Consider the following 23,399-nt stretch of genomic DNA (forward strand, 5'->3'; position numbering starts at 1 on the left):
TTCCTAAGTGGTGGGCAACGGCCCGCTGTTCGTGGGCTTCTCATGCTGCTTTTTCAGCGTCTTCGCCACTTCCGGCGGCATGTAGTTCTCGTCGTGCTTGGCGAGCACTTCCTCGGCGACGAACACACCGTCGGCGCCCATGCGACCGCGCGCGATCACACCCTGCCCCTCACGAAACAAGTCGGGCAGCACGCCGGTGTAGCTGACTTTCACCTCGTGCGCATAGTCGGTGAGGATGAAATGCGCTTCGAGGCTGCCGGAAGCGCGACTGAAGCTGCCTTCGGGGACCATGCCACCGACGCGGAACACGCGATCCGTCGGCGCCTTGCCCGCCGTCACATCCGACGGCGAATAGAAGTACAACAGGTTGTCCTGGAACGCAGTGAGCGCGAACGCGGCGGCCGAGCCCACGCCCAGCACGATCAGTGCAACCAGCACCATACGGCGGCGACGTGGGGTCATGACGATGGCGACTCCGGGCTAATCGATTCAGACATCTTCAAGCGGCGCCTGGCATTGAGTACCTGCTCGGCCAGCGAGCGTTTCCCGAGCCATAGGTTGAGCACCAGCACGGCGAACGTCAGCCCATAGCAGGACCAGACGTAAACGCCGTAATCCCCCATGTCAAGCACGTCTTTCAAGTTCATGATCAGGCAACGCTTTCGCTCAACCAGCTGGCGTTCCGCTCACGCCGGAGAATCTCCGCCCGCAGGCGGTCGCAGACCACCGCGCCGACATACAGACCGAAGGCCAGCAGCATGACCAATAACGGCCAGAGCATGGACCCTTCGATCGAGGGGGCGGCAATCTTCGAGATACTGGGGCCTTGGTGCAAGCTGTTCCACCAGACCACCGAGTATTTGACGATGGGCACATTGACCACACCGACGATGGCCAGAATCGCACTGGCCCGGTCGGCCCGTTGCGTGTCGTCAAATGACGCTCGCAGGGTCATGTAGCCCAGATACAAGAAGAGCAGGATCAATTCCGAGGTCAGGCGCGGATCCCACTCCCACCACGTGCCCCACATGGGCTTGCCGTAGATGGAGCCGGTCGCCAGGCACACCGCCGTGAACCAAGCGCCGACGGGGGCGCAGGCCGCGGCGACCGCATGCGCCAGCTTGATCCTCCAGATAATGCCGACAGCCGCGCCCACCGCCATCACGGTGTAGATCGATAACGACAGGATCGCGGTCGGCACATGGACGTAAATAATGCGGAACGCATCCTTCTGCTGGTAATCCTCGGGCGCAAGCACCAGCCCGCCGACCGCGCCGACAATCATCAACAGGACCGCCGGCCAGAACAGCCACGGGCGCACCCGACCGGCCGTGCGGTACGCGTAAGGCGGCGAGCTGAGCTTGTGAAACCACAGCCACATAGCTTGTTAGGACTCCACACTGATCCGCATGGCGGCAGCCATGGCGAAGGGCCCGAGGCTGACAAAGAACAACAACAGCGCTGCCAGCAAGTTTAACGGACCGGCCACCGGTTCGCCGTGCATGGCCAGATCCACGGCGCGGGCACCGAAGATCAGCACCGGCATCTCCAGCGGCAGCACCAGCAACGCTAGCAGCACGCTTCCCCGCCGCACACTCACCGTAAGAGCGGCACCGATGGCTCCAAGGACGGACAGCGATCCGGTCCCCAGGGCCAGCGTTGCCGCCAGTACCGGCCATACAGACTGCGGCATTCCCAAAGCAGTTCCCACGATCGGTGCCATCAACACCAACGGCAGCCCGGTGAGCAGCCAGTGCGTGCCGGTTTTCGCCAGCAACAGCAGGGACAGCGGCTGACCCGACAGCACCCACTGCTCCATGGTCCCGTCTTCGACGTCGGGCCTGAAGAGCGATTCAAGTGCCAGCAACGAAGCAAGCATGGCCGCGACCCACACCACTCCCGGAGAAATCTTGCGCAACTCGTCCAGCGCGGGACTGATCGCCAGCGGGAACAACGTCGTGACGATCACGAAAAAGATCAGCGGCTGGAGCACCTGATCCCAATGGCGCACGGCCAGCCGCAGATCGCGCGCCAGCACCAGCATCAGGATTTTGCCCAAACCGGGCGTCGTCTGAACGGACGACTGCATCAGCGCAGCTCCAGGGTGCGCACGCCGGGCTGGCCCTGGAGCAGCAGCTGATGAGCCGCCGTCAGGATCATGCCGCCGGCTCGCATATGCTCGGTGATCCGCGCTTCGAACAGCGCGATGCCGGCTTTGTCGAGGTTCGTGATGGGCTCGTCGAGAATCCACAGCGACGCGCGCGTCAGCATGATGCGGGCCAAAGCGACCCGACGCTTCTGCCCCGCCGATAACGAGCGCACCGGTAAGTCTGCGCAAGACTCGACGTGCAGTAACTGGAGGGTTTCGCGTAACTCCTCCGTAGTGACGCCCCGCCGGACCGCCACGCCGAAGCGCAGGTTTTCCAGCGCCGTGAGGTCGGATTTGAGCCCGTTGACGTGGCCGAGATACGCCAGCTCCCGATGAAAGTCATCGAGCCCGGCTGACAGCGCCTGCCCCTGCCAGACGATCTCGCCCTGCTCGGTCGGCAACAGCCCCGCCACACAGCGCAAAAGACTGGTCTTGCCCACGCCGTTCGGCCCCACGACTTGCAGCAGCTCGCCGCTGTAAAGGGCAAAGGACACGCCGCGTAACAGGTGTTTTTCGCCGCGCCAGAGATGGACGGCACGCGCTTCTAATTGCGGCTGCGGCGAAGTCGCAGCGACCTGTGCAAGCATGCTTGGGTGTCGCTAGTTGGACTGCGAGTATTGGTATGTGTGCCGGCAGTTTAGCATGCTGCCCTCGAGTGGCTTACAATGTCGGTCCCGCCCGTGCCCGGGTGGCGAAATTGGTAGACGCAAGGGACTTAAAATTTTGAGCACCCGGCTCGGAAACGGCCGGTGTGAATGGGGTCAAATTCGGGGAACCAGCCTCACGCTTCGCACGCGTGCCTGCAATCCCGAGCTAAGCCTGGCTTGCCAGGAAAGTGTAGAGACTTGACGGCCCCTGTCTAACTTCCGCGACATGCGCGGGACACGACAAAGAGAAAGTCCAGACTCCAAAGAGCGGCTGATGCGGAATCGGTCGTTCGCAGCGAAAGCTGTAGTGAGTACGAAAATCCCTCGGGGGCAACTCCGTACCGGTTCGATTCCGGTCCCGGGCACCATCTCTACATCTGAAGGCATCCGAAGAAGATGCCACAGACACAACAGAACACCGTAAATTCCAGGGCGAAACGCTCCGCTACCGTCCGCTGTCATCCGTTGACAGCATAGCACGCGTGGGGGTATACGGAAGGGGTATCCTAAATTCTGGGATTCGAAATACCCCCAATGCTCACTGAAGCAACGGTGCGCTCCGCGAAGCCCGCGCCGAAGGCGTACAAGCGGTTCGATGAGAAAGGGATGTTTCTTTTCGTCACGCCCACGGGCTCACGGCTGTGGCGGCTGAAGTACCGCATTCACGGCAAGGAAAAGCTCCTCGCGCTTGGCTCGTATCCCGAAGTGTCGTTGAAGCGTGCACGCGAGAAACGCGATGACGCCCGGTCACTGATTGCCGATGGCATCGATCCAGCGGCAAAGAAAAGAGCCGAACGTGAAGCGACGGCGGATACCCTTGCTGTCATTGCTGACGAATACATTGAACTTCGGCGTGAGCACATGAGTGCACGCACTCTCTCAAAAGCTCGATGGATTCTTGATGATTGGCTGCTGAAGTATCTGGGCTCGCGACCGATAGCCACCATCAAGGCTGCCGACATTCTTTCAGTCTGCCGCCGGCTGGAGTCACGAGGGAAGCTTGAGACAGCACACCGCACTCGCGCCCTCGCCGGCCGCGTCCTGCGTTACGCCGTAGCCACCGGCCGACTAGAGCGCGATCCCACCGCCGATCTGCGAGGCGCGCTCGCCCCTGTCACGGTCAGGCATCACTCGGCTATAACCGACCCACAGCAGATCGGCGAACTGTTGCGCGCCATTGACGAATATCAGGGACAGCCCGCGACTGCCGCCGCTCTGAGACTCGCCCCTCTAGTCTTCGTCCGCCCGGGCGAGCTGAGGGCCGCCGAATGGTCGGAATTCGATCTCGACAAAGCCGAGTGGCGCATCCCTGGCGCACGCATGAAGATGGGCGAACCTCACATCGTTCCACTTTCGACTCAGGCAGTTGAGGTGCTACGTAAGCTTCAGGCGATCACTGGCGACGGCAAATTCCTTTTCCCCTCCCTGCGAAGTGCCGCTCGCTGTATCAGCGACAACACCATCAATGCCGCCCTTCGTCGCCTCGGCTACAGCAAGGAACAGATGGTGGGGCACGGCTTCCGCTCAATGGCTTCGACCTGCCTCAATGAACAAGGCTGGCATCCCGATCTGATCGAGTTGCAGCTTGCGCATGCAGAAAGAAACAAAGTCCGAGCTGCATACAATCGTGCCGAACGCTTGGCCGAACGTCGGAAGATGATGCAGGGCTGGAGTGACTATCTTGAGGGGCTGAAGGCGAGCGGTCAGGTAGTCGATATTAATACGGGTAAGCGCTGCGCCTAGGCTCGCTACCGAAAGTCGGGGAACCCTGCCCGATTGGCGCAGTGTTCTTTAGGGGTGGGCGCAGGGGTGCGCAATGTCCGACTCCGATGACACTCAGAGTGACCGCAGTCACGCAATCTCGTTCCTAGTGAATTTGCGTGATGACCCTCGGCTCAGAGCTAAGGCCCTCTGTCTTCCCAATCGACTAACTGCCGAGCAAGCGGCCACGAAGGAACGCGCAATCAAACTTGGAATCTCGCTGGCGGAGTACGGAGCTGAACTGAAAAGTCTGTCCGACGAAGAACTATCCGCGAAGGTCCGTGAGGCGAAAGAACTTATTGAAAAGCGCCGGATTGCCGAAGAAGCCAAGTTTCATTTCAACCAAGCAGGCGCACTGGCGGACGTTTCGTACTGGAGTGTTTGGCCTGACTGGTCGATCGACGAAAGGATAGCGCTTGCTTTAGATCGCGACCCACGCGTCGTAAACTCAAAGATGATCCAGCCGTACATCAATGTATCGCAGGTGGCGAAGCTATTCTGCGACCTCGTGACATTGGCGGAACACACGCGGAGAGCGGGCTCCAGTGGATTGAAGGTTCGCACTCCACCTGGCGAGTTCCTACGATGGGTGGAGCGCACGAAGCTAGTGACGATACCCCACCGGCTGGTGGCGGCGCTTGAAGAGCGAGGGATTCAGTTGACCGACTGGAAGGACGTTGCGGACAGCCAAGGTGCAACGTTGAGTCAATGCATGGCCACTATCGATCAGCTCGCTGAAACAATAAATTCACAGAAGGCTGCAATAAAGACGTTGAACGAGGAGCGCGACAAGCTTGTTTTGCAGGCGAGTTCGAGTGGCCCTTGGCCCTGGGGCAACCATGAGACACCGCTTCTGAAACAGCTCGTCGCTGCGGCTGAGAAATTCTGGAGGCTGTACGACCCAAGCGATCCATCGACTGCGCCGACTAATACCCAGGTCAAGTCCTGGCTTTTGGAGCGGAATGTCCCAGATCGAGTTGCGGAAGTCTTTGCGCAGGCGTTGCGACCACCCGATCTTCCGCCGGGTCCCCGGAGATAGTGGTTCGCGCTCGGCGAATAATTTCTCCTCAACAACTTAGTACAAGCCCGCGAACGACTCCGGCGGTCAAGCGCGAACGTTCGCGCCTATCCTTGCTCCATCGGGTCCATAGCATCGCTTGCAACTGGTGCCGGCCGCTCGCATCCGCAAGCGGCGCGTAGCATCCAGGGAGGAAAGCGATGACGACGACCCCTCGCATGCTCCGCCTGCCCCAGGTGATCGAACTCACCGGCCTAGGCCGCGACAGCATCTACCGACTAGGCAATGCCGGGCTATTCCCTCGCCCGAGAAAGATCAGTGAACGCGCCAGCGCTTGGCGCGAAGATGAAATCCAGAAATGGATTGAGTCCCGCCCCCTTGCCGGCAAGTCGGGGGCGTAATGCGCACCCACGACGCCGTGCACCAGTCCGGCGGGGCTGACGGCGGCAGATGCATCGCGAAGATTGCACCAATTCGACCGAGGGTGCGCATCACAGAAAAGCTTCGCACCGTGGGGCTTAGCGTTGAGTTAAGGCGCATCGGCCGCTACGTCGTGCCGATCGTTGTGGCAGAGCGCCGCTGACATGCCGAGGAGGAAATCGGCCGTCGAGAAGGAACACTTCGCTCGCATCCCCGAGAGCGTGATGATGAGTGAGGCGCTGAAGACCGCACCCCATGCTGCCTTCCGCGTCCTAGCGATCTTGGTCATTGGCAAGCCCAGAGAACGAAACGGCACGATGATGTGCACCGACTCGTATGCCGAGAAGTTCGGGATGGCATCGCGTGAGACGGTTTATCGCTCGCTTCGGCTGCTTGAGGATCGCGGGCTGATCGTTCGCACTCGCCAGGGAATGCGACTGCGGAAGATTCCCACGCTGTGGGCAGTGACGTGGTGGCCCATTCACTACCGAGACGGCCAGCCCCTCGACTATCCGCAACCAGCAACGCATGCGTATCTGAAGTGGCAGAGCGCGCCATCGGCAGAATTACACACCGATGGTCGGGGCACAGTCACACCGATAGTCGGTGTGAACACACCCTAGTTACACACCGATTTCACCCCCGAATCGCCCCAAGTACACACCGATGGTCGGGAATACTCTAAGAGTCTGGCCAGGGCGCAGCAAACTGGCACTCTGCCTTCATCCTCATCTGGGAACATTGACCGCAGGAGATCGCAGGCATGACGAACGACGTGCGATCGATGCGCAGCACCTCTGAACGCATCGTCTCGCTGGCTGGCAGCGGGCTGAAGGTTCGCGACATTTCCAGCCTGCTGCACATCCATCCGTTGATCGTCATCCGCGTATTGAACGACTCGGACGTAGACAGCTATCGAAATGGAAGTTCAGTCAGGGAGTTAGGTGTTGATTCAAAGAGCGATCACGACGCGGATGCCCAAGTGATTTGTGATTCATAGGAGCCGCTATGCGTGGCGGATATCGATACAACGCGGGTCGGCCCGGCTGGCGTCGCAAGTGCGAACATATGTTGCGGCTCGATCTTCGGCAGCTCACGAAGAAAGGTCGCGTTGCCGCCGGCCAGAGCTTTGACTGGTACTGGTTTCGGGACGAAGAGAGGATTGCCAGCATCGGTGTGCGAACGATCCCGGATGCGATCCTGCTTAACTACACGTGGACACCTAGCGGCTGCCGACCGCAGGCGATTGCGTGCCGGGTTGAGCTGACGCAGACGCCCTGCACGCTTGGTGGCTGTCGCAGCTGGTTCGTATGTCCTGAGTGCGGCCGTCTGTGTTTGGTGCTTTTTGGGATCTCTCGTCGCGGCAATTTTGCATGCCGTGTGTGCCAGCGGCTCGTGTATGCGTCGGAAGGAGAAAGTCCGATTGACCGCTGCTGGCGCGCTCAGCGAAAGCTGGAGGCAAAGCTCACCGAGGACGGTGCGCGCCCAAAAGGAATGCGCCGGAGGACTTTCGAGCGGATCAACGCGAGATGGGCAGCCATCGAAGAGCGCAAGGATGACTTGTTATGGCCAAGCCTCCTTCGTCTGGTGGGCTATCTCGACCCACCGACCAGTTCCATCGACTGATCGCGAACACCCTCGCAAGTTTGGATGGAATGAACGCTGACACTCCCCGCGCCGCGCGTCCGCCGTCAGGCTGCCGGTTTCAACGACAATCGCAAGCCAAGCGCCTTGCTGATCTTTACGACCGTCTCGAAGGAAGGCTTCGAGCCTGGGGCCAGTGCCTTGTACAGACCTGCGCGCGTCATGCCTGCATCGTTTGCGAGTTTCATGATGCCGCGAGCGCGGGCAATGTCATTCAGCACCGCAGTGATGTATGCCGGGTCGTCCGGCGCTTCTTCCATCGCAGCTTCAAGATAGCCGGCCATGTCTTCCTCGCTCTTGAGGTAATTCGCCGCATCCCAACGTCGATATCCTGCCGGCAATGCATCCTTCACGCGAGATTTCGCGCGAGGCTTCGATCGAGCTTTTGTAGCCATAGGTCAGTCCTCCAGTTCATCCACCATCTTGAGCGCCCGCTTGATGTCGGTCGCCTGCGTTCGCTTGTCACCACCACACAGAAGTAAAATCAACTTTGCGCCGCGTCGCGTGAAATACACGCGATATCCCGGCCCATGGTCGATTCGCATCTCGCTGACGGCACCCTGGATGGCCTTCCAGTCGCCGAAGTTCCCTTGCGCCAGACGAGTGATGCGAGCTGCGATTCGGTTACGTGCTTGCTGATCGCGCAGCTCAGACATCCAAGCCTGGAACACATCGGATTCGATGACTTCGAACATGCGGGCAGTGTAAACAGTCGTATACACCAATGTCAACGAGTGTATACACAGATGAGCCCAACCCTGTCGGGAAAAGAAAAGCATTCGCGACGGGAGGCCATATCAGGCGAACAAAATGCCCGCAGTCAAGAACACCGTCGTACCCCAGATGGAATGAGGAGCCCGCAGCCCAGAGCAGCGCGGGCTGATCCATGACGACGTGTTCGATCAGCTCGGCGGCGAACGATCTTCTAGCACATCGATGATGCTGACGACGAAGCGCTGCTGTGTTCTGGATAGCGCCTGCAATCGTTCAGCGTGCCGCATAGCTCTCCAGGACAGTCGCCGCTTCGGAACAGGCGCCGCCTCCTCCATGCCCATCAGCTTGTCGGCGGTGATCGGGAACAGCTTCGTAATCCTGGCCAAGAGGAGTACCGAGACGCGACGTTCCCCGATCTCGTAAGCGCAAACTGCCTGTGGACTCACTCCGATCGCTCGCGCCAGCTCCGTTTGTGTCATCTGCTGTGACTTTCGCAGCGTCGTGATCCGCTTGCCGAGGGCTCGGAAGTAGGCGCGAGATTCGGCGCCTGCGGCACTCATGGCGCATCCCTCGGCTGATCCAGCATCGTCGCGGTAGCGGTTAGCAGGATTACGAGCCCGCCCACGGCGTCCGCGATATCGATCTGGCTGTCTGCGTGGTCGGCAGCGATTTCGATGCACTGAGCGACCGCCAGTGTCTTTTGGATCTGGCGGAGCGGCTGTTGTGGGGCGCGTTCGAGCCCTGCCCTGGCCCTTCCTCCGCTCATTGGGCACCGCCTTTGAACACGCCAAGCTCGTGCGCATCCAGTCCGATGAGTTCTAAATCCATACTGGCCCCGCCAAGGCGGTCGACCACGCGCTCCAATGCGTGATGCAGACACCAATCTTCGTCGGGGCTGATTGCACGGCGAGCTATGTCGACGATGGCCGTGAGGTCACGCAGATCGGTCCGAACGCCGTGGATACGTTCGGAGAGGGATTGCGCCCCATCGATGCCAACCTCGCCGACGGCAGTCTCCTGATGGGGGCTCATGCGACACCCCCTTCGCGGCGTAGCCGCCGGATCTGCACGGCCAGTCGGGCTTCTCGCTGGGACAGGGCGAGAAAGCACAGCTCACCCCGGATTGTCCGGGGACGAGTACAGCGCGTGGAGCGCAATCCGGCGCACCGGCCGGTAGAATGGTCGGGTTGCGAACCCATGTTGCACCTCATGTAAGGTGTGGCTTGGTAGGCCCTCGTCGGGATTGCCGTCCCGGCGGGGGCCGCTTATGGCGCAACGGAGTTAGTGCAGGGGTATTCCTGGGGGTATAGCTGTTCTTTTGGTATTACCAAGGACTGTAAAAAAGCCAATTTCTGCTCGAAATTCTAGTCCGGTCCCGGCACCATTCCTTCAGATGAGCAGCGTCCTGCTGAACTCTTGAAAGACCTGCGCGCATTTGAGCTTTGCGATATGAACGGCCTCGGGTTCGATGCCGGTCAGCTTGGCCAGATCGTCCACTACGCTATCGCGGTCAGCATCTGACAGCCCGTATCCGGTCCCGTAGTAGTGAACATCGAGTCCATGATGAGCCGCCGTGTCCGGTGGCTGGAGGAGCTCCAGATTCTGCGGATGGTAGTGAAAGCCCAGGAACAACACCGTAGTTGCATCGCTGAATTGCGCGCGAATCTCACCGATCTCACTCGAATCCGGATCCGTGCCTTCGGTGAACGTCTTGATGCGCTCCGCGAGAGCGATCAGTTGATCTGGGCTCGGCGTCGCTCCATAGGCAATCCCGCTCCGGTCGCTCCAAGGTAGCGCGCCAACCGATCCGTAGGGATGAAACACCTTCAAGTGCTGGAGGATCTCCGCGGCCTTCTCCCGCGAAACGCGGTAATAAGTTTGAATACTATTAAACAGGAAGTGCTCTACGCAGCGATCGTAGTTGAAGATGACGAAGGTGATGTTATCTAAGCAGACTGCGAGATCGTCGATGCGTTTGTTTTGTGCCAGCAGCCTCCAGAACGCGACATACCACGTGTCTTTCAGCTGAAAAAAATCCATCTCCCGGCCATCGCCCATAAATAATTTGCTCGCGCTCTCGGCCTGCAGGATCGCGCGAACAATCGCGAATTTTCCGCAAGTTTCGATCTGCACATTGCCCGCATGCGCATCGAGATAGTTATCGATCGACATGGCAAGCGGCATGGCTTTGCTCATGTCCATCGCCGCTTGGTAGTACTCCGGAACGCTGTTGGTCTTCTTGTTAATGGCCAGCGCGATCAACTCGTCTCCGGACTGCCGGCGCCAGCCGTCATAACTGAAATTGAGTAGCCCCCCGATATCCTGCGTGAGCCGGCTACCGATGGGCAAGCCACACTCTTGACTTGCACCCGCCCCCACCACAATGACAGTTCGCATCGACATGCTCCGCCGCTAACCGACATTCCAATCGCGGTAAGGCGCCGCCGAGAAAAGGCAACTCGTGATGTGCCAATCGCGGAACGCCCTATGAACTGAACGTCGAGCCAACGCGGGCTCCGGATTGGGCCCGCAATACACCACGGTTTCCAGCCCGCCCATCATGACGGTACCGCCATCTTTAAACTGGATGGGCGTACGCGCAAAGAGATCCAGATCGAACTGGAACTCGACATAGGGTATCAGTTGCGTATGTCCCGGCCTGAGCTTCGGCTGTCGATGCTTGCTCGTGCCTTTTAACGCCACCCCGGCAACCAAACGCCATTCCTGCTCTTCGACAAAAGCAGGGTGCTTGCACACCGTGGCAACACGCGAGAATTCCTGGTCGAACTCGCGCTTCATATTGGCGAGGCCCCAGTAAGTCTCGAACTCCGAGTCCGTGGGAATCCACTCCAGAGGGTCCGGCGGTAGCTCAATGGGGTGAGCTTGCCACCGAGCCTGCGCGTTCTTTAGAACCGGCAGGATCAGGGAGCGCTGCCGCTCCTCATCATAAATGCATTCCTCGAGCGTAAAGTCGTTGCGCTCGGCTAACGTTCGTAACGCCTTTTCGTCCCAGCCAACGCAGTAGCCGCAGCGCCCCGCATACGATCGCCACTGACTCAGACGGTCCTGGCTCTTGGACAGAGACACCACGAAATAATCATCGGTCCAGTGATTCTCCATCCAATCCCTGCCCGGCGTCTCTTTGCCCAGCAGGAAGTCGAAATACCTGAGCTCGTTGGCGTCAGTCATCGTTAGCGAATCTGCACGCACCTTTCTCGCCACGTCGACGGCATGCAGGTACTCAGTCGAATCGTTGAGATATCGAATGTGCGTTGCCCAGAGCGTTTTACTTTCGGCGATGCCGAGCAGCCCGGCCGGCGTTGTGTAGTGGTACAGCATAGTGTCCGCGGCTGGCCGCTGGTCCGATGTTTTTTTGTGACTCAGGCAACCTTCGGCGTCAGCTTCAATCCCAATGCTTTGACGACCTTGAGCACGGTTGCGAGGCTCGGATTGCCATCCGGCGAAAGCGCCTTATATAACCCTTCGCGCGAGATGCCCGTGTCCTTCGCGAGCTGCGCCATTCCGCGCGCACGAGCGATATCTCCTAACGCCGCGGCGATGTACGCAGCGTCATCTCCCGCCTCTTCCATGCAGGCTTCGAGATACGCAGCGATGTCTTCTTCGGATTTGAGGTAGTCGACAACGTCGTAACGCGCGAACTTCTCTTTCTTGCGTACCATGGTTAAGCGCTCCAGTCTTCCGCCATCTCAATCGCACGCTCGATATCCGCGTCCTGCGTGTGCTTGTCACCGCCACACAGAAGAACAATCACGAACTGGCCCCGCCGCGTGAAGTACACGCGATAACCCGGACCGTAGTCGATTCGCATCTCGCTTACGCCCGAGCCTACCGGCTTTACATCGCCGGGATTACCGCGCGACAACCGCAGGATCCGCGCCTCAACGCGCGCTCGAGCACGGCGGTCCCGCAGTTCGCGGAGCCAGCGATCAAATGCTTCCGACCTGAATATTTCGAGCATGGTGACTGTAAACCATAGATCACACGCCGTCAACCATAGTTAACACAAGGTTTGTATCGGCAAGGCATGGATCGTCACATGCTGCTCGCGGCAACGAAGGGTGAAAAAGTCGGCAATACCTCAGCGATGAGCTGCTTTCTTATTCTGGATTTGTGCTAATGCGGCCATGTATCGAAGGCGCGAACGCGCCGTGGCCCACGGAATCAGGTCGCGCTACGAACAAGCCCCCAAACTCGTCCGCCGAACAAACGCACGCCCCGTCGCATCCATACTGACGACCCGCTCCTGACTCCCAACACTAGGGCTAGAGCGGCACAACGTGAACACCGCAGGAGTCGCATCGACGCCGGTGGACTGAAATTGCAGGGTCACGGTGCCGGAGGATTCGGTGAGCTGGAAGCCGGCGGGGATGGCGCTGACGGTGTGGAGTACGTCGGCGCCCCGGAGTACGACCCAGCCATTGCCCCACCCGCCGCTGCACGTCAGGCCATCCGAGGAAGCGCACAGAGTCACCGACGTCCCGCCCTTGATCGCTTCGCTGCGGGCAAGATTGATGCTGCCGATCAAATCGTTCGACGACGCGCGCAACTGGCTATTCAATCGCGAGCCGCTGTACGAAGGCACCGCGATCGCCAGCAGGATGGCCGCGATGGACAACGTGACCAGCAGTTCAATGAGCGTGAAGCCTCGTTCGGAAGGGAGTCGCATGACGCTAGCGCTCGATGTACCAATACACGCGGTTCTTCGGCTGCGCCGGAATGCTCGACGGCGGGACCTTCGGTTCGCTGCCTTCCAGCGGCGAGTCCGACGTGCAGCCGATACAGAACGGCACGGTTCGTCCATCGTCGAGAGTCACGAGGCCCGCCACCGGTGAAGGCGGCAAGCCGATGTCGGGCGGCAGCTCTTGCGAGCGTTCGTGGTTGCTGCTCTGGCCCCCGGCATTCAAATAGGAAACGTTGTACACGCGCGCCAATCCAAGGTTCGCACTACACATTCCCGGAGCAGCCGCCGCCGGCTCGTGCGTGCTGAAGGTGAGATTGCCGAAGATCGTGATCGCGGCGGTCACCACCTGTTCGGTGGGATTGAGGCCGAGGTACCAACCTTTCTTCGCAGCCAGCTGATCGGCGGTGGGCGTCTGCGAGTCCAGGATCGGCGTGAGCGAGCTCAAGCACAGCACGGCCGCCGAGCAATTGCCCGACTCGGTCGTCAGCCAGGTGGCATCCTGCGGCTTGTCTTTCAGCATGAAGAAATAATTCTGCGTCGTGCTCACATACTCGCGCGGCTTCTCACGATCGCCCGAGCCGAGCAACAGCACGTACGCGCCGTTATCGAGCAGGATGTCCGGGGCGAACATGAACTTGCGGTTGTAACTGCAGCTCGCGCTCGCGGTATCGCAGCCGAGCGACGCGATCTTCGTCATGGTCCAGTCGGCGGGCGCGTCGTTGCCGATGTTGATGCGATAGACGTTGCCGCCAAGATCGACCACGTAAGCATACAAAGCCAGGCCCGTCGTGAGATCCGGCACGACCGCCACTTCGGCAATCACGCCTCGGTCGGTGTTGAAGCTGCGTTGAACAGCACCGGTGGCGCCATCGAGCACATACACCTTGTGACCTTTGCTACTCGAAGTGCAGGTATTCGGCTTGGCGTCTTCGCAGGGATCGTAGCCGCCGCCCATGATCAGCAACTGCTGGGGCGTGCCGCTCGAGCTGTAGCCTTTCGCGGTGAACGGCTTGACCGGCGACCAGGTCTGACCGATTTCGTTGAAGTCGCTGCTGGTGCATTGTGAATCGTTACAACCGATCTTCCACGCCAGCTTGATATCGCTCGGATGGCTGCCATCGATGGTGAACGAGTAAACAGCGCGGCCACCCCGTCGCATGGTCGCAAGCACGCTGGCTTTCGAGCCGGCGCGATAGGCAGTGATCGCACCATCCATGGCATAAGGCTTCGGTTCCGGCGAGCCGGTGGTCACATTCGGAAAGCTCACCGGAATGACGTTGTCGTAAAGCCGTTTGAACTGCTTGTGGAATTCCGGCGGCACGAAGCCCCACAGTTCACCGCCGGGCGCCACGCCGTCGATCTTGCCATCGCTGCTCGTGGCGCCTGGGCGATTGCCGTTGATCGCGCGGAACACACCGTCGTTGGCGGCGTAGAACACCACCACCTTGGGACTGGAATCGGTACCGAAGTTGAGCGCCACAGGCCGCGAGTGCACCACGTCCCCGTGCACCGAGGGCCGCATCGCAGTCGAGGTGGTAGCAGTGGGCGTGATCGAATCAGTCGTATGCTCGTCGTCGATATCCTGGCCGCGAGCCCAGTTGACGATCTTCTGTCGTTCCGTGTCATCGGTCACACCGAGCATGGCGGCCGTGACATTGCTGATGTTGAAGCTGGTGACGGAGGAGCAAGTGAAGCCGGTGCAGGTGCTGAGTTGCCGATTCGCATTCGGCGTCGCTCGGAGCAGCTGCGCCTGGCCGCCCTTCTCCACGAACTTGCCGTCCGGATAATCCGAGCTCATGGGCGGGAACGATTCGTTCTCGACGGCGCAGCCCTCCTGGTCCTCGAACTGCTGAGCGCGGAAGTTCCAATATTTGTTGGGGCTGGTCCAGAAGCTCTTGGAGCAGATCCGGACGAAACCCGTCGTGGTATCGACCGCCGGCGCGCTCAGAGCATCCTGCAATCGCAGGTCGCTGCCGCTGTAGCCGAGCTTGTACTGTTTCAAGTTGCCGGCCCAACGTGGCAGCGCCGTGCCATCGGGGCGGAACAGACCGACATACACCTGATTGAGATAAGTACCCTGCGTGCTGGCGCTCAACGGCAAGCTCACCGAGGCGAACACGCTGTTGGTCGCCTGGATCTGTGCGAGCACGTCCCGGATCGCTTTTTCCAGATCCAGGCTGCTCACGTCCTGGTACGTGCCGCCGTTGGACAGCGCCATGTTTTCCAGCAAGGACGACCAGCCCGGTCCCTGACCGCTGGTCTTCTTGTTCACTTCGATGGCATAGGTGATCACGCCCATGCGGTCGTGGAGAAAACGGGCCCACTCGTCCGTGACGTTGTCCTGAGAGCCTGCGATCGGCAGCGCAATGGCGGTGGTGTTACCGCCCGCCTGTTGCAACATCGTGTTCGCGGTCGAGATGATCGACGCGTTGTCCTGCGACGGACCGTTGCTGAGATAGACGATGAACCGCTTGGTGCAACCCGAGCCGCCGCCCGGCGCGTTGTAAGTGATCGCTGCTTTCGTGTTCAGTGCGTTGCCGGGCAGCGCGTAAATCGCTTTCATCGCCGCCTTCGACGCAGCCGTCGTGGCGCTGTTCGACCAATCCGAGCCGGTGTTGCCGGTGTAATCCGCTTTCGCCTTGTTATTACCGGAGCGCGCCTGACCGCCGCTGAGATAACGATAGGCCTCGGCCATCACCAGGCTAGACTGACCGCCGTTACCTTTGTCCTTACCGACATCCATCGCGGAGAACATCGATGCATACAAACCTCTGTTGGCCGTGTTCATCGGCCGGATCGCCGCGCGCACGTAGCCGCCAGCCACGTTGCTGTCGCTGCTGCCGGTCTCGGCAGAGAACATGACGCCGACCTGCACCTTGTCGGCGGGCAGGCTGTTAAAGACATTACGCAGAGCGGCCATCTCGTTGTCGAAGGCCTGCGTCCAGTTCGCCGTGTTATCGATGATGAACAACACCTGCGGCTGATCGCCGGAGCTGGCCTGGGCACCGATGAACAGATCGATATCCTCGGCGGCCGCGCTCCAGCAGGCGCTGGCGGCGAGCATTCCGATGAACCACTTCAGGGACCGCGTCATGATGGTGCTCACACGTTGCAAACAGCGTTGTACTGAACTTCAGTCAGCAGCACCCGCACGCCTTGATGGACGTGCACCGCCGTGCCATGGGCAACCGTGCCCTGATCGAATGCCGAAACATCGGCCTGCAGATCCCACACCGTTCGATAAGCGTTGCTGGTGGTCACTCCGAACGATGAGCCGAGAAACAAGCTGCTCGGCGGTACGCTGGCGCCGGCGATCCGCTCGGCGCTGACGCAAGTGGGTCTCGCGAAATCGACGTGAAAATCCATGGTGCCGTCGTTGTCGATATCGACATCCACGGTCTGCGCCGCCGGCGCCGCGGTAAAAGCCGAGCTCATCACCAGCTCGATGCCGCGATTGGCCGCCGCGATCGCTTCATCGCGCAGCTGCATGTTGCCGACGGATTGCACGTTGGTGCTGCTCAAGTTGAAGGCGCTGACCACCATGATGGTGATGAGCGCCAGCAGGATCAGGCCCACCACCAAAGCGGCGCCCCGCTGCCGTCCGGCCGAAGATAACGAAGGCGTGTTCATGGCTCGGGCGTTTCCCTGCGGCCAGAGATATTGGTGAGCCGCATGCTGGTCGTGAAGACATGGCGCTTGAAGTTGTCGTTGGCGGCCGCGATGGTGTTGGCTGCCGGGCAGGAACCATCGACATCGGGCTCACCCAAGCAATAAACCTTGCTATCCGTGTAGCCCTGCGATGCGTCGCGGCTGCGCGCCAGCACGTAGAGCTTCACGGCGACGACGTTCATGAGCTCGTCGGCGGTACAGGGATCGGCGGTCGTGCAACGTTTGAACACGTCGGGCGAACCATCGCCACGATTCGTCGGCCGCATTTTGGTGCTGACATCTTCCCAGTGCACGGCCTCGGCATAGTTGACCGCGGCACCCGTCTTGCCCGTGTTATCGATGCCCAGCTCAACGCGCAGCGCTTCCACGCCATCGAGCAATCTCACCGGCGCTCGCTGCACCAACGCGCCACCGGAGAGGTCGAGTTGCGAACGCATCAGCGTCGGCACAGTGCGCCCGCCGCCGTCCGGATGAGGCAGATCCGCGATGTAATAAATGTTTGAGATCAAGCGACGTTTGTCCGCCAGCGTTCCGCCTGTGATCGGCAAGCTCGCCGGCGTTCCGGTGCCCACGCAATCGCGCCGGTGCAAAGGAAACGCGCTGCTGCCCAACGCGTACTCGAACGCGTACACGGAGGTCGTATCGGGAATGACGGTCCAGGGCGAGTCGAACGTAGCCGTTCGGCTGCTGCCCACATATGTGGTGACATTGCGCAGCTGGCCCATACCGGTGCCGCTCACGATGCGCAGAGTGACGCCGGTGTAAGCACCGTTGTTCGTCGATGCGTGACTGTCCAGAACAATGCTGTTCGAAGTAGCACCAATCACGGTCCCGGCGTTCTTCTCGGCCGCGCACATGCTCGTTTGCATATACAACCGCCCTGCGGTGTCGGTGTCGCAGTTCAGTCCGCCAGGAACGCACGTTTCCAAATGCCGGATCATGATCACGTCGGTGCCCGCGCGTTGTGCGGGGAACGAAATGCAGCCTGTGCCTGAAGGCAGCACATCCGAGGTTTGCACCGGGACGGCGATCAGATTGGTCTTGTACGCCCCCGTCCACGATGCCGGGTCCAGACACACATCCGGGATCGAGGTCGGCACATCGGCGGGCACATGTTCAAACGTCAGATCGTCGAACTGCGGCACGAAACCGGCCCAATAGCCGGCGTGCACCAGATCATTCTGTAACAGCTGGAGGGCGGAGCGTCCGTTGTCGATCAGGCTGCTGCTCTTCGCCATCTCGTCGTTGGCGCGGGCCAGATTGACGTAGACGCTCACCAGCGCCAGCAGCACCATGAGCGAGATGGTCATGGCGACCATCAGCTCGACCAAGGTCAAGCCGGCCTGCAGGCATCGAATGTTTCTGTGAGCGGAGCGCATCATTTGAGGTCCGCGATACGCACGAGAGTCGTGACGGCGCGTCGGCACAGATCGCCCGGGCATTGCTCATCGTCATAAGCGCCCTGGCCGCACCCGAGCGTCGCCGGAGGACTCGCAACCGGCGCCATCCCCTGCCACGCGACCGTGATCAAATATTCGTTGGCGGAAAGCGCCTCGACGCAGCCCCGCGCTCCGATCATTGCGCCAGCTTTGCTGCCGCCCTCGATTTCCGCCGCACCGAGCAGCGCGTTACACCACTGATTCGCGTCGATCTCAGCGCGTGTGTCCACTGACACCGGGCAAACGCCCGCGTTCGGCAGCGGGTGCGTGGTGCCTGTGACATAGCTGGCCGCATGCGCACGATTGGTCGCGATACGACTCGACATGTCCTGCAAGAGCATCAGAGCTTGCGCACGCTGATAGCTCTCCACTTGCGAGACGCCGAGACGGGATTGCAGTCCGGCCAGGCCCAGCAGGCCGATCGCCAGGATGACGACCGTGACCAGCACCTCGATCATCGAGGTGCCGTCCTGGGTGGAATGAGTCGATCCGGCCGCGGTCATCGCGACCATTTCTCGGCGGGCGCCTTTCTTCCTTGGCTGTCGAGCGTGATCGCGCCATCGCTGGCCTGCGATCCGGTGGGAGTGAAGGTGATCAGGAAACTTGGCCGGGCGCCGAGGCCCGCAATCGGGGCCATGGTCCACGTGTAATGACTGCTCACCTCGGGCGGCAGCGTGTAACCCGTCGCCACGAAGGCGGTCTTATCCGCGTAGCCGCGATGAGCGAGCAGAAACTGTTGCTGGCGGTTGGCGATGTCCATCATCGCCTCCTTCGCCGCCGCGCGGTTCGCTCGAATCACGTACTGACGGTAGCTCGGCAGAGCCACGGTCGCGAGGATCGCGACGATGACCACCGTGATCATCAGTTCGATGAGCGTAAAACCCTGTTGCGAAGAAGCGCGCATGGCCCAGCCAATAAGTGAAGTGGGCCGGATTGTTTGAGTTGGTGCGCAGCGAATTCTCGGCAACATTCACACTTTCCAGCATGCATGTGGTATCTACTTAACTCATTGCCGCGCACACACGACATAACGATCGCATCGACAGGGAATCGCTGATGCCTCAGTCCGGACTCATCTCCCTCGCCCGCCAACTGAACGAGAAGCTCAAGCCTGTTGGCGAATCAACGATCGATGCGGGTATCCGTGCGGAAGCCGAAACGCTACTCATGTCGCTGCTCGATGCGTACGCGTCCGGAACCGACGCGCAGCGAGCCGCCATTCGAAATCTCTTGCGAGAAAATTCAGCGTTCGCCTGGGCAACGCACGTGCCCCACTCCGCGAGCACGGCGGAAGGGTTTCGCATGCATCTGCTGGAGGTGTCGGCCCGCTGGGGCATCGAAGATCCGCGCGATCTCATGCTCGGCCTGAAGGAGAGTTATGAGGCCGCTCGTGCCGCCGGTGTGAACACGCAGCCCATCCTGTCGGAAATTGCCTCGCTGTCCGAAGACAGCCTGGCCGACATGCTACGACGCATGCGTTAGCGGCCTCCCCGCCCCTTCGTTACGAAATCTTAAGCAACTCTTCATCCCGCCCGGCTGCGGGGTTCTTACCATCGCGAGTAGATCTGGCGTCGTCGGTGCTCCCGAAGGCTTGCCATGGCTCGCCGCAAAACCGAAGTTTTCAGCATGTCGTTTCTCGACTGCATCACCTGCGCGTTCGGGTCGGTGGTGCTGGTCTATACGCTGATCAATGCGCAAGGCGGCTTGCGAAGGATCACCGAAGAGCGCTCCAGCGACGCTGAGGTGAGTCAGCTCGAAGAGAAGGTGCTGGAGGGCGATCAGCAGCTGGTCCAGCTGCGCAACTCCTTGGAACAAACCCAAGCGGAGCGCGTCCGCACCGAAGGCCTGGCGCCGCGGGTGCTCGCACAGATCGAGCACACCAAGCTGCAGCTGGCCGACTCCGACAAGCAAACACTGGCTCAGCACGAAGACATCGCGCGCCTCGAAGCCGATTTGAAATCGATGGAGGAAGGGCAACGGCGGCTCCAAGGCGGAGCACACAGTCCCGGCCCTCGCGGCATGAGCATCCGCGGCTTCGAAGGTGAAGGCAACCGCCACTACCTCACCGGCCTGAAAGTACGCGGCGATCGCATTCTGTTTTTGATCGACACGTCCGCCAGCATGCTCGATGAAACGCTGGTCAACGTCCTGCGACTGCGCAACATGTCCGATGCTCACAAGCGCGCGGCCGACAAATGGCGACGCACGCTCGCCATCACCGAATGGCTTGCGGCGCATATTCCCGAGACCAGCAAGTTTCAGGTGTATGCCTTCAACACTCGTTCGTGGCCGCTCATGAAAGCCAGCGAAGGCAAATGGCTCAACGGCAACGACGCCGATGCGCTCGACGCGACCCTGAAGGCGCTGCATGAGCTCGTTCCCAATGACGGCACCAGCCTCGAGAACGCTTTCGCAGCCATCAACGCCATGACACCGGCACCGGATCGGGTGATTCTGATCACCGACGGGCTGCCCACGCAGGGAGCCGCCGCGCCGGTGATCCGAAAGATGATCGATGGCGACGGCCGCTACAAATTGTTCGAGCGGGCCATGGCGAAATATCCTCACAATGTGCCGTTGAGCGTGGTCCTGCTGCCCTTCGAAGGCGATCCGCAAGCCGCCAGCGCGTTCTGGGTCGCCGCGCGCCACAGCGGCGGCGAATTCATGATGCCAGCCAAGGACTGGCCCTGACGCCTATGCCACGTCGTCACGTCCGCCGCGAAACGGAGGTGTTCAGCATCTCCTTCCTGGATTGCATCACCTGCGGGCTGGGCTCGGTGATCCTGCTGCTCGTGCTGAGTAACGTCCGCAGTCCCGCCATCGAGGAATCCGAGCAAGCGGCGCATGGACGCATTCTGAATCTGGAAGATCAGCTGGTGGACATTCGCGGCGAGAGTGAAATCCTGAACCGGGATCTACGAGCCCAGCAGGAGCAGCTGGCGGACGAAAAGGCACGCATTGCCCGCTTGTATGGCGACCTGAGTGCGCTACGCGGCAAGTTCTCGGCGTCGACCAAAGACTCCGATGCCGCCAACAAGATCCAGGGACAGCTGGTCGCTGCGCGGGAGAAACTTACTGAAGAAATGAAACGGCTGTACGCCGGCCCGGAATTCAAGCATCAGAACGGCGACATCGTCGGCGGCGTGCCCATCGACAGCGAGTACGTGGTCTTCGTCATCGACACGTCCGGCAGCATGTTCAACTACGCCTGGCCGATGATGCTCCAGAGCATGCAGGAGATCCTGAACATCTATCCGCATCTCAAGGGCATTCAGGTGACCAACGACGTCGGCACGCCGATGTTTCCCGGCTATCAGGGCAAGTGGATCACGGACAGCCCGGAAGCGCGCAAGATGGTGCTCGACCGCCTGCGCACCTGGAACGCGTTCTCCGCATCCAACCCCTCGCAAGGCATCGTCAGCGCGATCCGCACGTACTGGGCCGCGGACAAGAAGATCAGTTTGTACGTGTTCGGGGACGAGTTCACCGGCCCCTCGGTCGACACGGTGGTCAAGACCGTCGACATGGTCAATCGCACCGATCAATCCGGCGAACGCCGCGTGCGCATTCACGCCATCGGCTTTCCAGTGACGCCGCTCGCGCCCCAGTACACCAGCATCCGCTTCGCGACCTTGATGCGAATCATCTGCCAAAAGAACAACGGCACGTTCGTCGGCATGCACGAGGCCGACAGCCGCGGCCCTCGCATCAAGATGAGCTAGTCCTCGCTCTCCACGCCCAGCTCCTTGAGAATCGCGACGCGCAGCTGCTGCACTTCGGGGCTCGTGAGCTTGCGCGGGTGAGGCATCTTCACATCGAACGTCGCCTGAATGCGTGTGGGTCGCGGCGACAGCACCATCACGCGATCGGCGAGATGAATCGCCTCCTCCACGTCATGAGTGATCAGCAACACCGTGTGCCGCTCCTGCCCGAGAATTTTCAGCAGCTCATTGCGCATCCGTAAGCTCATCAGCGCGTCGAGCGCCGAGAATGGCTCGTCCATGTAAAGAATGGCGGGCTTCACCGCGAGCGCGCGGGCGATCTCGACGCGCTTGAGCATGCCGCCGGACAGCTCGTGCGGGTAACTGCCTTCGAAGCCCTTCAAGCCGACGATGTTGGCGTAATGATCGGCAATGGCGATCTTCTCGCTGGCCGATTCGGTGCCGTTGAGGCCGAACATCAGATTCTCTTGCACGGTGAGCCACGGAAACACCGAGCCGTGCTGCGAGATCAGGATGCCTTGCGGACTGGGTTGAGTCCGAGTGACGCCGTCGATGAGGATGCGACCGGAATCCGGCGGGATGAAGCCCGCGATCATGCGCATCAACGTCGACTTGCCACAGCCCGAAGGCCCGACGATGGCGATGAACTCACCGTCGCCGACCTGCAAGCTCACCTCGTCGACGACGCCGAGCGTGCCTTTGTCGGTGGTAAAGCTCTTGCGCAGCCCTGCGACTTCGATCTTAGTGGGCATAGCGCCACCGCACGATCTTCAATCCTTCCAACAAACGCATCAGCCCATCCAGTAGCAAGCCGATCAATCCGATGATGATCATGCCCGCGATGACCAGATCGTAACGATTGCCGGCATTGCGCGAGTCGATGATCAAATAGCCGAGCCCGGAGCGCAGCGCAATCATTTCGGCGGCAACGACCACCAGCCAGGCCACCCCCAGGCCGATGCGCATGCCGACGATGATCTGCGGCAGCACCGCCGGGATCACGACCTGAGTAAACAATTTGTAGCGCGACACACCGAAGTTCTCGGCCGCGCGCAGATAGCGCTTCTCGATGGTGTGCACGCCCGCGACCGTCTGCACGATCATCGGGAACACCGAGGAGATGAAGATCAGATAGATCGGCGAGGCATTGCCGACCCCGAACCAGAGAATCGCGATGGGAATCCAGGCAATCGGCGAGATCGGCCGCAGGATCTGAAACAGCGGATTGAGCGTGTCATAGGCGCCGCGCCTCCAGCCCATCCACAATCCGAGCGGCACGCCGACGATCACAGCGAGAGAAAATCCGGCGCCGACGCGGCCTAACGATGCGCCGATATGCATCCACAACGTGCCATCGCGAATCAGCTCGATCGTGCCGGTGACGACTTGCCACGGTGTCGGAAAGATCACGCTCCGAGTCGCGATCACGCTCATCCACCAGGCGGCGATCAGCAACACAATGATCGCGATGCCCGGCAGGGACTGCCGAAGTCTGCTCATGCGAAACCGCTCAG

Annotated in this window: 30 protein-coding genes; 9 read left to right on the forward strand and 21 right to left on the reverse strand. The window is 60.6% G+C overall.

Annotated elements, in window-relative coordinates:
• Window positions 1-3: 3 nt before the first annotated feature.
• Genes ccmE through ccmA form a run of 5 tightly spaced genes read right to left on the reverse strand, consistent with a single transcriptional unit; the run spans window position 4 to window position 2,736 of the window.
• Window positions 4-462: a cytochrome c maturation protein CcmE gene (gene ccmE, locus ACFPN2_RS00765; RefSeq protein ID WP_380594007.1), complete on the reverse strand. Its 459-nt coding sequence runs from the start codon at window positions 460-462 to the stop codon at window positions 4-6.
• Window positions 459-647: a heme exporter protein CcmD gene (gene ccmD, locus ACFPN2_RS00770; protein WP_380594009.1), complete on the reverse strand. Its 189-nt coding sequence runs from the start codon at window positions 645-647 to the stop codon at window positions 459-461. Before ccmD ends, ccmE begins: the two co-directional genes overlap by 4 nt.
• A 2-nt stretch (window positions 648-649) precedes the next feature.
• Window positions 650-1,381 carry a heme ABC transporter permease CcmC gene (gene ccmC / locus ACFPN2_RS00775; RefSeq protein ID WP_380594011.1) on the reverse strand — a complete coding sequence of 244 codons (732 nt, stop codon included), beginning with the start codon at window positions 1,379-1,381 and terminating at the stop codon, window positions 650-652.
• A gap of 6 nt (window positions 1,382-1,387) precedes the next feature.
• Window positions 1,388-2,059: a heme exporter protein CcmB gene (gene ccmB, locus ACFPN2_RS00780; protein ID WP_380595260.1), complete on the reverse strand. Its 672-nt coding sequence runs from the start codon at window positions 2,057-2,059 to the stop codon at window positions 1,388-1,390.
• Window positions 2,060-2,088: 29 nt separating this feature from the next.
• Window positions 2,089-2,736, reverse strand: coding sequence for a cytochrome c biogenesis heme-transporting ATPase CcmA (gene ccmA / locus ACFPN2_RS00785; protein WP_380594013.1), 648 nt, complete (start codon window positions 2,734-2,736; stop codon window positions 2,089-2,091).
• 594 nt (window positions 2,737-3,330) lie between these two features.
• Between ccmA and ACFPN2_RS00790 the strand changes: the two genes are divergently transcribed.
• From ACFPN2_RS00790 to ACFPN2_RS00815, 6 genes are all read left to right on the forward strand, one after another.
• A complete protein-coding gene (locus ACFPN2_RS00790) occupies window positions 3,331-4,539 on the forward strand; it encodes a tyrosine-type recombinase/integrase (protein WP_380594015.1) in 1,209 nt (402 codons plus the stop codon).
• 73 nt (window positions 4,540-4,612) lie between these two features.
• Entirely contained in the window at window positions 4,613-5,596 is a 984-nt protein-coding gene (locus ACFPN2_RS00795; protein ID WP_380594017.1) for a hypothetical protein, read from the forward strand.
• Window positions 5,597-5,793: 197 nt separating this feature from the next.
• Complete coding sequence (locus ACFPN2_RS00800; protein WP_380595262.1) at window positions 5,794-5,976, forward strand: helix-turn-helix transcriptional regulator; 183 nt, start codon at window positions 5,794-5,796, stop codon at window positions 5,974-5,976.
• Window positions 5,977-6,159: 183 nt separating this feature from the next.
• Window positions 6,160-6,618: a hypothetical protein gene (locus ACFPN2_RS00805; RefSeq protein ID WP_380594019.1), complete on the forward strand. Its 459-nt coding sequence runs from the start codon at window positions 6,160-6,162 to the stop codon at window positions 6,616-6,618.
• 140 nt (window positions 6,619-6,758) lie between these two features.
• Window positions 6,759-6,995 carry a hypothetical protein gene (locus ACFPN2_RS00810; protein ID WP_380594021.1) on the forward strand — a complete coding sequence of 79 codons (237 nt, stop codon included), beginning with the start codon at window positions 6,759-6,761 and terminating at the stop codon, window positions 6,993-6,995.
• Between the two features lie 8 nt (window positions 6,996-7,003).
• A complete protein-coding gene (locus ACFPN2_RS00815; RefSeq protein ID WP_380594023.1) occupies window positions 7,004-7,621 on the forward strand; it encodes a hypothetical protein in 618 nt (205 codons plus the stop codon).
• 65 nt (window positions 7,622-7,686) lie between these two features.
• Here ACFPN2_RS00815 and ACFPN2_RS00820 read toward each other — a convergent pair whose 3' ends face one another.
• The 14 genes from ACFPN2_RS00820 to ACFPN2_RS00885 all read right to left on the reverse strand — a co-directional run bounded on the left by ACFPN2_RS00820 (window position 7,687) and on the right by ACFPN2_RS00885 (window position 19,067).
• Window positions 7,687-8,034, reverse strand: a complete 348-nt coding sequence (locus ACFPN2_RS00820; protein ID WP_380594025.1) for an addiction module antidote protein — start codon at window positions 8,032-8,034, stop codon at window positions 7,687-7,689.
• 3 nt (window positions 8,035-8,037) lie between these two features.
• Window positions 8,038-8,334, reverse strand: a complete 297-nt coding sequence (locus tag ACFPN2_RS00825) for a type II toxin-antitoxin system RelE/ParE family toxin (protein WP_380594026.1) — start codon at window positions 8,332-8,334, stop codon at window positions 8,038-8,040.
• A gap of 207 nt (window positions 8,335-8,541) precedes the next feature.
• Window positions 8,542-8,913 carry a helix-turn-helix domain-containing protein gene (locus tag ACFPN2_RS00830; RefSeq protein WP_380594028.1) on the reverse strand — a complete coding sequence of 124 codons (372 nt, stop codon included), beginning with the start codon at window positions 8,911-8,913 and terminating at the stop codon, window positions 8,542-8,544.
• A 202-nt stretch (window positions 8,914-9,115) separates the two neighbouring features.
• Window positions 9,116-9,385, reverse strand: a complete 270-nt coding sequence (locus tag ACFPN2_RS00835) for a hypothetical protein (protein ID WP_380594030.1) — start codon at window positions 9,383-9,385, stop codon at window positions 9,116-9,118.
• A 357-nt stretch (window positions 9,386-9,742) separates the two neighbouring features.
• Entirely contained in the window at window positions 9,743-10,750 is a 1,008-nt protein-coding gene (locus tag ACFPN2_RS00840) for a hypothetical protein (protein WP_380594032.1), read from the reverse strand.
• A 15-nt stretch (window positions 10,751-10,765) separates the two neighbouring features.
• The gene (locus ACFPN2_RS00845; RefSeq protein WP_380594034.1) at window positions 10,766-11,692 is read right to left on the reverse strand and encodes a DUF2971 domain-containing protein; all 927 of its coding nucleotides are present in this window, start codon (window positions 11,690-11,692) and stop codon (window positions 10,766-10,768) included.
• 41 nt (window positions 11,693-11,733) lie between these two features.
• Window positions 11,734-12,033: an addiction module antidote protein gene (locus ACFPN2_RS00850; protein WP_380594036.1), complete on the reverse strand. Its 300-nt coding sequence runs from the start codon at window positions 12,031-12,033 to the stop codon at window positions 11,734-11,736.
• Between the two features lie 2 nt (window positions 12,034-12,035).
• Window positions 12,036-12,332 (reverse strand): type II toxin-antitoxin system RelE/ParE family toxin, encoded by a 297-nt coding sequence (locus ACFPN2_RS00855; RefSeq protein WP_380594038.1) that lies wholly within the window; start codon window positions 12,330-12,332, stop codon window positions 12,036-12,038.
• 213 nt (window positions 12,333-12,545) lie between these two features.
• Window positions 12,546-13,040, reverse strand: a complete 495-nt coding sequence (locus tag ACFPN2_RS00860) for a GspH/FimT family pseudopilin (protein ID WP_380594040.1) — start codon at window positions 13,038-13,040, stop codon at window positions 12,546-12,548.
• A 4-nt stretch (window positions 13,041-13,044) separates the two neighbouring features.
• Window positions 13,045-16,149: a pilus assembly protein gene (locus ACFPN2_RS00865; RefSeq protein ID WP_380594042.1), complete on the reverse strand. Its 3,105-nt coding sequence runs from the start codon at window positions 16,147-16,149 to the stop codon at window positions 13,045-13,047.
• An 8-nt stretch (window positions 16,150-16,157) separates the two neighbouring features.
• Entirely contained in the window at window positions 16,158-16,685 is a 528-nt protein-coding gene (locus ACFPN2_RS00870) for a pilus assembly PilX family protein (RefSeq protein WP_380594044.1), read from the reverse strand.
• A complete protein-coding gene (locus tag ACFPN2_RS00875) occupies window positions 16,682-18,106 on the reverse strand; it encodes a PilW family protein (RefSeq protein ID WP_380594046.1) in 1,425 nt (474 codons plus the stop codon). Before ACFPN2_RS00875 ends, ACFPN2_RS00870 begins: the two co-directional genes overlap by 4 nt.
• The gene (gene pilV / locus ACFPN2_RS00880; RefSeq protein WP_380595264.1) at window positions 18,103-18,666 is read right to left on the reverse strand and encodes a type IV pilus modification protein PilV; all 564 of its coding nucleotides are present in this window, start codon (window positions 18,664-18,666) and stop codon (window positions 18,103-18,105) included. The genes ACFPN2_RS00875 and pilV overlap by 4 nt, the downstream gene beginning before the upstream one ends.
• A complete protein-coding gene (locus ACFPN2_RS00885) occupies window positions 18,663-19,067 on the reverse strand; it encodes a type IV pilin protein (protein ID WP_380594048.1) in 405 nt (134 codons plus the stop codon). Before ACFPN2_RS00885 ends, pilV begins: the two co-directional genes overlap by 4 nt.
• A gap of 152 nt (window positions 19,068-19,219) precedes the next feature.
• Between ACFPN2_RS00885 and ACFPN2_RS00890 the strand changes: the two genes are divergently transcribed.
• The 3 genes from ACFPN2_RS00890 (at window position 19,220) to ACFPN2_RS00900 (ending at window position 21,885) form a co-directional block, all read left to right on the forward strand.
• The gene (locus ACFPN2_RS00890; protein ID WP_380594049.1) at window positions 19,220-19,645 is read left to right on the forward strand and encodes a hypothetical protein; all 426 of its coding nucleotides are present in this window, start codon (window positions 19,220-19,222) and stop codon (window positions 19,643-19,645) included.
• Window positions 19,646-19,759: 114 nt separating this feature from the next.
• Entirely contained in the window at window positions 19,760-20,854 is a 1,095-nt protein-coding gene (locus ACFPN2_RS00895) for a vWA domain-containing protein (RefSeq protein WP_380594051.1), read from the forward strand.
• Window positions 20,855-20,859: 5 nt separating this feature from the next.
• Window positions 20,860-21,885 (forward strand): VWA domain-containing protein, encoded by a 1,026-nt coding sequence (locus tag ACFPN2_RS00900; RefSeq protein ID WP_380594053.1) that lies wholly within the window; start codon window positions 20,860-20,862, stop codon window positions 21,883-21,885.
• On the opposite strand, the gene ACFPN2_RS00905 is transcribed toward ACFPN2_RS00900, so the two are convergent.
• On the reverse strand, window positions 21,882-22,637 hold the full coding sequence (locus ACFPN2_RS00905) for an ABC transporter ATP-binding protein (RefSeq protein WP_380594055.1): 756 nt from the start codon (window positions 22,635-22,637) through the stop codon (window positions 21,882-21,884). The genes ACFPN2_RS00900 and ACFPN2_RS00905 overlap by 4 nt on opposite strands.
• Window positions 22,627-23,385 (reverse strand): ABC transporter permease, encoded by a 759-nt coding sequence (locus ACFPN2_RS00910; RefSeq protein WP_380594057.1) that lies wholly within the window; start codon window positions 23,383-23,385, stop codon window positions 22,627-22,629. Before ACFPN2_RS00910 ends, ACFPN2_RS00905 begins: the two co-directional genes overlap by 11 nt.
• Between the last annotated feature and the right edge of the window lie 14 nt (window positions 23,386-23,399).

Origin of the sequence: Steroidobacter flavus, from assembly GCF_042651805.1 — a bacterium.
In the GTDB taxonomy this organism is placed as follows: domain Bacteria; phylum Pseudomonadota; class Gammaproteobacteria; order Steroidobacterales; family Steroidobacteraceae; genus Steroidobacter; species Steroidobacter flavus.

Coding starts and splice junctions, on each gene's coding strand:
- ACFPN2_RS00885 (WP_380594048.1), bottom strand. CDS start 19,067: ATGCGCGCTTCTTCGCAACAGGGTTTTACGCTCATCGAACTGATGATC.
- pilV (WP_380595264.1), bottom strand. CDS start 18,666: ATGACCGCGGCCGGATCGACTCATTCCACCCAGGACGGCACCTCGATG.
- ccmA (WP_380594013.1), bottom strand. CDS start 2,736: ATGCTTGCACAGGTCGCTGCGACTTCGCCGCAGCCGCAATTAGAAGCG.
- ACFPN2_RS00855 (WP_380594038.1), bottom strand. CDS start 12,332: ATGCTCGAAATATTCAGGTCGGAAGCATTTGATCGCTGGCTCCGCGAA.
- ACFPN2_RS00845 (WP_380594034.1), bottom strand. CDS start 11,692: ATGCTGTACCACTACACAACGCCGGCCGGGCTGCTCGGCATCGCCGAA.
- ACFPN2_RS00850 (WP_380594036.1), bottom strand. CDS start 12,033: ATGGTACGCAAGAAAGAGAAGTTCGCGCGTTACGACGTTGTCGACTAC.
- ACFPN2_RS00840 (WP_380594032.1), bottom strand. CDS start 10,750: ATGCGAACTGTCATTGTGGTGGGGGCGGGTGCAAGTCAAGAGTGTGGC.
- ccmC (WP_380594011.1), bottom strand. CDS start 1,381: ATGTGGCTGTGGTTTCACAAGCTCAGCTCGCCGCCTTACGCGTACCGC.
- ACFPN2_RS00875 (WP_380594046.1), bottom strand. CDS start 18,106: ATGATGCGCTCCGCTCACAGAAACATTCGATGCCTGCAGGCCGGCTTG.
- ACFPN2_RS00795 (WP_380594017.1), top strand. CDS start 4,613: ATGTCCGACTCCGATGACACTCAGAGTGACCGCAGTCACGCAATCTCG.
- ACFPN2_RS00890 (WP_380594049.1), top strand. CDS start 19,220: ATGCCTCAGTCCGGACTCATCTCCCTCGCCCGCCAACTGAACGAGAAG.
- ACFPN2_RS00895 (WP_380594051.1), top strand. CDS start 19,760: ATGGCTCGCCGCAAAACCGAAGTTTTCAGCATGTCGTTTCTCGACTGC.
- ACFPN2_RS00905 (WP_380594055.1), bottom strand. CDS start 22,637: ATGCCCACTAAGATCGAAGTCGCAGGGCTGCGCAAGAGCTTTACCACC.
- ACFPN2_RS00900 (WP_380594053.1), top strand. CDS start 20,860: ATGCCACGTCGTCACGTCCGCCGCGAAACGGAGGTGTTCAGCATCTCC.
- ACFPN2_RS00810 (WP_380594021.1), top strand. CDS start 6,759: ATGACGAACGACGTGCGATCGATGCGCAGCACCTCTGAACGCATCGTC.
- ACFPN2_RS00870 (WP_380594044.1), bottom strand. CDS start 16,685: ATGAACACGCCTTCGTTATCTTCGGCCGGACGGCAGCGGGGCGCCGCT.
- ACFPN2_RS00860 (WP_380594040.1), bottom strand. CDS start 13,040: ATGCGACTCCCTTCCGAACGAGGCTTCACGCTCATTGAACTGCTGGTC.
- ACFPN2_RS00820 (WP_380594025.1), bottom strand. CDS start 8,034: ATGGCTACAAAAGCTCGATCGAAGCCTCGCGCGAAATCTCGCGTGAAG.
- ACFPN2_RS00835 (WP_380594030.1), bottom strand. CDS start 9,385: ATGAGCCCCCATCAGGAGACTGCCGTCGGCGAGGTTGGCATCGATGGG.
- ACFPN2_RS00790 (WP_380594015.1), top strand. CDS start 3,331: ATGCTCACTGAAGCAACGGTGCGCTCCGCGAAGCCCGCGCCGAAGGCG.
- ACFPN2_RS00830 (WP_380594028.1), bottom strand. CDS start 8,913: ATGAGTGCCGCAGGCGCCGAATCTCGCGCCTACTTCCGAGCCCTCGGC.
- ACFPN2_RS00865 (WP_380594042.1), bottom strand. CDS start 16,149: ATGACGCGGTCCCTGAAGTGGTTCATCGGAATGCTCGCCGCCAGCGCC.
- ccmE (WP_380594007.1), bottom strand. CDS start 462: ATGACCCCACGTCGCCGCCGTATGGTGCTGGTTGCACTGATCGTGCTG.
- ACFPN2_RS00800 (WP_380595262.1), top strand. CDS start 5,794: ATGCTCCGCCTGCCCCAGGTGATCGAACTCACCGGCCTAGGCCGCGAC.
- ACFPN2_RS00805 (WP_380594019.1), top strand. CDS start 6,160: ATGCCGAGGAGGAAATCGGCCGTCGAGAAGGAACACTTCGCTCGCATC.
- ACFPN2_RS00910 (WP_380594057.1), bottom strand. CDS start 23,385: ATGAGCAGACTTCGGCAGTCCCTGCCGGGCATCGCGATCATTGTGTTG.
- ccmD (WP_380594009.1), bottom strand. CDS start 647: ATGAACTTGAAAGACGTGCTTGACATGGGGGATTACGGCGTTTACGTC.
- ACFPN2_RS00815 (WP_380594023.1), top strand. CDS start 7,004: ATGCGTGGCGGATATCGATACAACGCGGGTCGGCCCGGCTGGCGTCGC.
- ACFPN2_RS00825 (WP_380594026.1), bottom strand. CDS start 8,334: ATGTTCGAAGTCATCGAATCCGATGTGTTCCAGGCTTGGATGTCTGAG.